A 6,287-nucleotide genomic window follows, 5' to 3' on the forward strand; every position below is an offset into this window, starting at 1 on the left:
AAGGGGAAGAAGTTATGACGATTACAAGAAAAGCACCAAAGGGGATTCTAGGTTTTCCTGTTGCTCCATTTAATGAGCAAGGGAAAATAGATGAAAAAGGATTAGAAGCTAATATTCAATTTTTATTAGATGAGGGATTAGAGGCTATTTTCATTGCGTGTGGATCTGGAGAATTCCACGCTTTAAATACAAGTGAGTATGAGAAAATGGTTGAGGTGGCTCAAAGTGTTGTAAATGGTAAAGTACCTGTTTATACAGGAGTAGGAGGGAATTTATCAACGGCACTTGAGTGGGCGAAGATTTCAGAAAATAAAGGAGCAGACGGCTATTTAATTCTTCCTCCTTACTTGATTAAAGGGGAGCAGGAAGGACTTTATGAATATCTCAAAACAATTATTGATTCCACAAGCTTAAATGCAATTGTGTATCAAAGAGACAATGCAATTCTGCAGCTTCCAACACTTCAAAAATTACTTGATCTTCCACAGCTTGTTGGTTTAAAAGACGGCCATGGAAATATGGAGCTCAATATTCAGTTAACACAAACAATTGGAAAAAGATTAGGATGGTTGAATGGAATGCCGATGGCAGAAGTGACAATGCCTGCATATGCTCCAATTGGATTTGATTCATATTCTTCAGCTATTTCAAACTATATTCCACATGTTTCGAGAATGTTTTATGATGCAATCTTAGCTCAAAATCAAGAGCTTGTAACAGAGCTGTATCAAAACGTCATTTTACCCATTAATTCGATTCGTCATCGAAAATCAGGTTATGCTGTATCACTTATTAAGGCAGGAATGGAGATCATTGGATTGCCTGTGAAAAATACGGTGCGCCCACCTGTTGTACCTGTTGATAAAGAAGACTATCGTGATCTTGAAAAAGTAATTGAAAAAACATTTCAAAAATATCCAAAATCACAAAAAAGCGTTCTTTCATAATTCTGAACGAATTGTAAACGCTTAATCAAGGAGGAGAACTATGAGCATTCGTACAGAGGAAAAGCAGTACCCAAACTTTATTAATGGAAAAGAAGTTTTCTCATCTTCAAGTGAAGTGATTAAAATTACTAATCCAGCAAATACAACAGACGTTGTTGGATATGTGCAAAAATCAACGGAAGAAGATTTAAATGAAGCAGTGCAAGCAGCTGCAACAGCACAAGAAAAGTGGAAGAAGCTATCAGGAGCTGAGCGAGGACAATATTTGTATGCTGTTGCTGATATTATGGAGAAGAAAATAGATGAAATCGCTCATTGTGCAATGCGTGAAATGGGAAAAACGCTTGGGGAAACAAAAGGTGAAACAATACGAGGAATTGCTATATTACGCTACTACGCTGGTGAAGGTATGCGTAAAGTAGGTGATGTGATTCCTTCAACTGATAGTGATGCGCTTATGTTTACAACCCGTGCACCACTTGGCGTTGTTGGTGTCATTACCCCTTGGAACTTTCCTGTTGCTATCCCAATTTGGAAGATGGCACCTGCGCTTATCTACGGAAATACGGTTGTAATTAAGCCAGCAACCGAAACAGCGATAACGTGCGCTAAAATTGTTCAATGTTTTCAAGAAGCTAATATTCCAGAGGGAGTCATTAACATGGTAACAGGCTCTGGCTCTGTTATTGGACAAGGTATTGCGACTCATCCAGGAATTCAAGCGGTAACTTTCACAGGATCAGACGGAGTTGGAAAGAGAATTGGTCAGCAAGCACTTGCTCGTGGAGCGAAGTACCAACTTGAAATGGGTGGAAAGAACCCGGTTATTGTAGCAAATGATGCAGATTTAGATTTAGCTGTTGATGGAACAATTAGCGGGGCATTTCGTTCAACAGGTCAAAAGTGTACAGCAACAAGTCGTGTTATTGTCCAAAGTAGTGTTTATGAAGAGTTTAAAGAAAATCTATTAGCTAAAACAAAAGAACTTGTGGTAGGTAATGGAGAAGACAGCGGTACATGGATGGGCCCATGCGCAAATGAAGGTCAGCTCAATACGGTTCTTTCCTATATTAAGAAAGGAAAAGAAGAAGGAGCAACACTTTTATTTGGTGGGGAACGATTAACAGAAGGCGAGCTTAAAGATGGTTATTATGTTCAACCTACTATCTTTGAAAACGTAAATTCCAAGATGACGATTGCTCAAGAAGAAATCTTTGGTCCAGTTATTGCGCTTCTTAAAGTGGAAAGTGTAGAAGAAGCACTTCATATTGCAAACGATGTCGAATACGGCTTAAGTGCCTCTATTTTCACAACAAACATTAGCTCTATGCTGTCGTTCATTAACGAAATGGATGCAGGGCTTGTACGAATCAATTCAGAAAGTGCGGGAGTAGAGCTTCAAGCACCGTTTGGAGGTATGAAACAATCAAGCTCACATTCTCGTGAACAAGGAGAAGCAGCGAAAGAATTTTTCACAGCTATTAAGACGGTTTTTGTTAAAGGATAAATAGTTTCGCCTCAATATATAGATGGAAGAAAAGCGGGGTGATTTCTTCCATCTGTATAAAGAGGAAGCGCTTTACAATAAGGATAAGCATCAAGGGGGAACATGGGGAAAGCGCTAGATCATAGTGCAAGGGGAGGATAACAATGGGTCAAGCAAAATTAAGCATCGAAACTACAAGAAAAAGTCAGGTTCGCTGGTTTGTTGTCTTTATGCTTTTTGTTTTAACGACAATTAACTATGCTGACCGTGCAACGCTTTCAATTGTTGGTGACTCTGTACAAAGAGATCTTGGATTAAGTGCTGTATCAATGGGGTACGTCTTTTCAGCATTTGGCTGGGCATATGTTATTGGACAGCTTCCTGGTGGATGGCTTTTAGATAAGTTTGGTTCAAAGATAGTCATTGCCGCAAGTGTCTTCTTTTGGTCTCTTTTTACTTTTTTTCAAGGATTCATCGGCTTTTTTAGCGCAGGAATTGCTATAATTATGTTATTCAGCCTGCGTTTTATTGTAGGGCTTGCTGAAGCTCCTTCATTTCCAGGGAACAGTCGGATTGTTGCTTCGTGGTTTCCAAAATCTGAAAGAGGAACAGCCTCAGCAATCTTTAATTCCGCTCAGTACTTTGCCTTAGTGTTGTTTTCACCGCTGATGGCATGGATTGTACATAGATTTGACTGGCACATGGTTTTCATTGTGATGGGTGTCCTTGGAATGATTCTAGCGGCCGTATGGTTAAAAGTTATTCATAGTCCTAAAAAACATCCTCGTATAACTAAGGAAGAAATAGCCTACATAGAAGAAGGCGGCGGCTTAGTTGATATGGATGAAGGAAAAGAAAGAAAAGAAGGAAAAGAAAGAAAAGAAGGAAAAGAGAAAGAAGCAAAAAAAGGGCCACAGTGGTCTCAAGTGAAGCAGCTGCTAACAAATCGGATGCTTGTTGGAGTTTATCTTGGGCAGTACTGCATTACAACACTAACTTACTTTTTCTTAACATGGTTTCCTGTCTATTTAGTTCAAGCACGCGGCATGTCTATTCTAGAAGCCGGATTTATTTCTTCTCTGCCTGCAATTTGCGGATTTGTCGGTGGGGTGCTAGGAGGAATTGTATCTGATTTCTTCTTGAAAAAAGGGCGTTCTTTAACCTTTGCACGTAAAACGCCAATTGTAATTGGAATGCTGCTTTCCTGCAGTATGATTGCTTGTAACTATGTTGATGCAGAGTGGCTTGTGGTTGTGATTATGTCACTTGCGTTTTTCGGAAAAGGGTTTGGTGCATTAGGCTGGGCTGTTGTTTCAGATACGTCGCCAAAAGAAATTGCGGGATTAAGCGGCGGACTTTTTAATACATTTGGAAACATTGCTTCTATTACAACACCTATCATCATCGGATATATTGTAAATGCGACAGGCTCTTTCAACGGAGCACTCGTTTTTGTCGGAGCAAATGCGATTGTTGCTATTCTAAGCTACTTGCTTCTTGTTGGTGAAATTAAACGAGTCGAGTTAAAAGGTGCAGGAATGAAACCTGAAAGCAATCTTAAGATGTAAGCGCGTTCAAAAATAAAGGGGAGTGAATGGATATGACAAATTACGCAATTCAAAACAGTGGGATCCAAGGAGAAAAAGAGAAAACAGCACATATTACAAGTATGGAAGTAATTCCTGTTGCAGGTCATGACAGTATGCTATTAAATTTAAGCGGAGCACATGGTCCTTTTTTTACACGAAACATCGTTATTCTAAAGGATAGTGCAGGAAATACGGGCGTTGGCGAAGTACCAGGAGGAGAAAAAATTAGAAAGACCCTTGAAGATGCTAAGTCACTTGTTATTGGGGAGAGAATTGGGCGGTACAACGCTATTTTGAATAACGTACGGGAGAAATTTGCAAACAGAGATGCAGCCGGGCGCGGATTTCAAACGTTCGATCTTCGCGTTACAATTCATGCTGTTACTGCATTAGAAGCAGCCCTTTTAGATCTTGTTGGGAAGTTTTTAGGTGTTCCTGTTGCTGCTCTTCTAGGAGAAGGTCAGCAGAGAGAGTCTGTGGAGATGTTGGGTTACTTATTTTATGTAGGAGACCGTAAAAAGACAGATTTAGCATACAGAAGTGAAGAAGATCAAAAAAATGACTGGTTTAGACTTCGCCATGAAGAAGCACTAACACCAGAAGCGGTAGTCCGTCTTGCTGAAGCATCATACGAACAATACGGGTTTAACGATTTCAAGTTAAAAGGTGGCGTGCTAGCAGGGGAAGAAGAAATTGAAGCTGTTACAGCCCTCTCCAAACGTTTTCCAAATGCAAGAATTACTCTTGATCCAAATGGAGCATGGTCACTTGAAGAAGCCATTTCTCTTTGTAAAAATAAACATGACGTTTTAGCATATGCTGAAGATCCATGTGGAGCAGAAGGGGTATATTCAGCACGTGAAGTAATGGCGGAATTTAGAAGAGCTACAGGTTTGCAAACAGCGACAAATATGATTGCAACAGATTGGCGCCAAATGGGTCATGCTATTATGCTCCAATCTGTTGACATCCCACTAGCAGATCCACATTTCTGGACAATGCAAGGTTCTGTTCGAGTGGCTCAAATGTGTCACGAGTGGGGATTAACATGGGGGTCTCATTCAAACAACCATTTTGATATCTCACTAGCGATGTTTACTCACGTGGCAGCCGCAGCACCTGGGAATATTACGGCAATTGATACACATTGGATTTGGCAAGATGGTCAACGATTAACAAAAGAGCCGTTCCAAATTAAAGGAGGGGTTGTAGAAGTACCAAATCGCCCTGGTCTTGGTATAGAAATTGATATGGAAGAAATCGGAAAAGCCCATGAGCTGTATGAAAAGATGGGTCTTGGAGCAAGAGACGATGCAAAGGCAATGCAATATTTAATTAAGGATTGGAAATTTGATAACAAGCGTCCTTGTTTAGTTCGATAACAAAAGGTAAAACAAATGTTCTTGAAAGCTCGAACAGTTCCCATATTGTTCGAGCTTTTTCCTTATAATACGAATACAAAGAAAAGCAAACATAATTTTGGAGGATAGATTGGTAATATGCAACATTCTTTCTTATAATAGAAGAAGTAGGATTCAAAAAGGAGGAATACGTATGACGGGGCCAATGAAGAAGGTTTCCTTTAAATCTGTGAATCGAAATACCCTTGCTAAACAAGTTGTTGACAGAATTATTGAGCTTCTCATTAGCGGACAGCTGAAACCGGGTGACAAACTTCCAACGGAGATGGAGCTTCTTGACGTTCTCCATGTTAGCAGGCCTGTATTAAGAGAAGCCTTAAGTGCTTTAGAGATATTAGGGGTTATTACGCGAAAAACACGCGATGGTACATATTTTAATAACAAAGTAGGTACACAGCCTTTTTCAGTTATGCTTGCTCTTGCAGTTGATAACTTACCTGCTATTGTGGAAGCTCGCATGACGTTAGAGCTTGGTCTTGTAACAATGGCTGCTGAAAAAATAACAAATGAACAACTTCATCAGCTGAAGAAAACAATTGAAAATATTGAAAACAGCAAAGACCACAACTATGGTGAATTTGATAAAGAATTTCACCGCATTATTGCCACTAGTGCAGACAATCAAATTGTAGAAGGAATGATTCATTCTTTGCTCCTTACACATGAAAAAACGGATAATGAAATAACGTTTAGAGAACCAAAATTAACAGCTGAGCATCATACAGCGATCTACAATGCTCTTTGTAACCATGATCCAATTGATGCTTTTCAACAGATGTATAAACATCTTAAGTATGTAAGAGATAAAGTATTGAAATCATATAATCCTCCTCAATAAAAAAAA

Annotated in this window: 5 protein-coding genes; all 5 read left to right on the top strand. The window is 39.5% G+C overall.

Going from position 1 to position 6,287, the window contains the following annotated elements; genetic code table 11:
• The first annotated feature begins 14 nt into the window (after positions 1–14).
• The 5 genes from kdgD (at position 15) to MOC86_RS14795 (ending at position 6,281) form a co-directional block, all read left to right on the top strand.
• On the top strand, positions 15–947 hold the full coding sequence (gene kdgD, locus MOC86_RS14775; protein ID WP_268584840.1) for a 5-dehydro-4-deoxyglucarate dehydratase: 933 nt from the start codon (positions 15–17) through the stop codon (positions 945–947).
• A gap of 40 nt (positions 948–987) precedes the next feature.
• Entirely contained in the window at positions 988–2,454 is a 1,467-nt protein-coding gene (gene gucD, locus MOC86_RS14780) for an alpha-ketoglutaric semialdehyde dehydrogenase GucD (RefSeq protein WP_268584841.1), read from the top strand.
• A 143-nt stretch (positions 2,455–2,597) separates the two neighbouring features.
• A complete protein-coding gene (locus tag MOC86_RS14785; RefSeq protein ID WP_268584842.1) occupies positions 2,598–4,001 on the top strand; it encodes an MFS transporter in 1,404 nt (467 codons plus the stop codon).
• A 32-nt stretch (positions 4,002–4,033) separates the two neighbouring features.
• Positions 4,034–5,404: a glucarate dehydratase gene (gene gudD / locus MOC86_RS14790; protein WP_268584843.1), complete on the top strand. Its 1,371-nt coding sequence runs from the start codon at positions 4,034–4,036 to the stop codon at positions 5,402–5,404.
• Positions 5,405–5,576: 172 nt separating this feature from the next.
• Entirely contained in the window at positions 5,577–6,281 is a 705-nt protein-coding gene (locus tag MOC86_RS14795; RefSeq protein WP_268584844.1) for a FadR/GntR family transcriptional regulator, read from the top strand.
• The last annotated feature ends 6 nt before the right edge of the window (positions 6,282–6,287 follow it).

It is taken from the genome of Priestia endophytica, from assembly GCF_026790145.1.
GTDB lineage: Bacteria > Bacillota > Bacilli > Bacillales > Bacillaceae_H > Bacillus_I > Bacillus_I endophytica_A.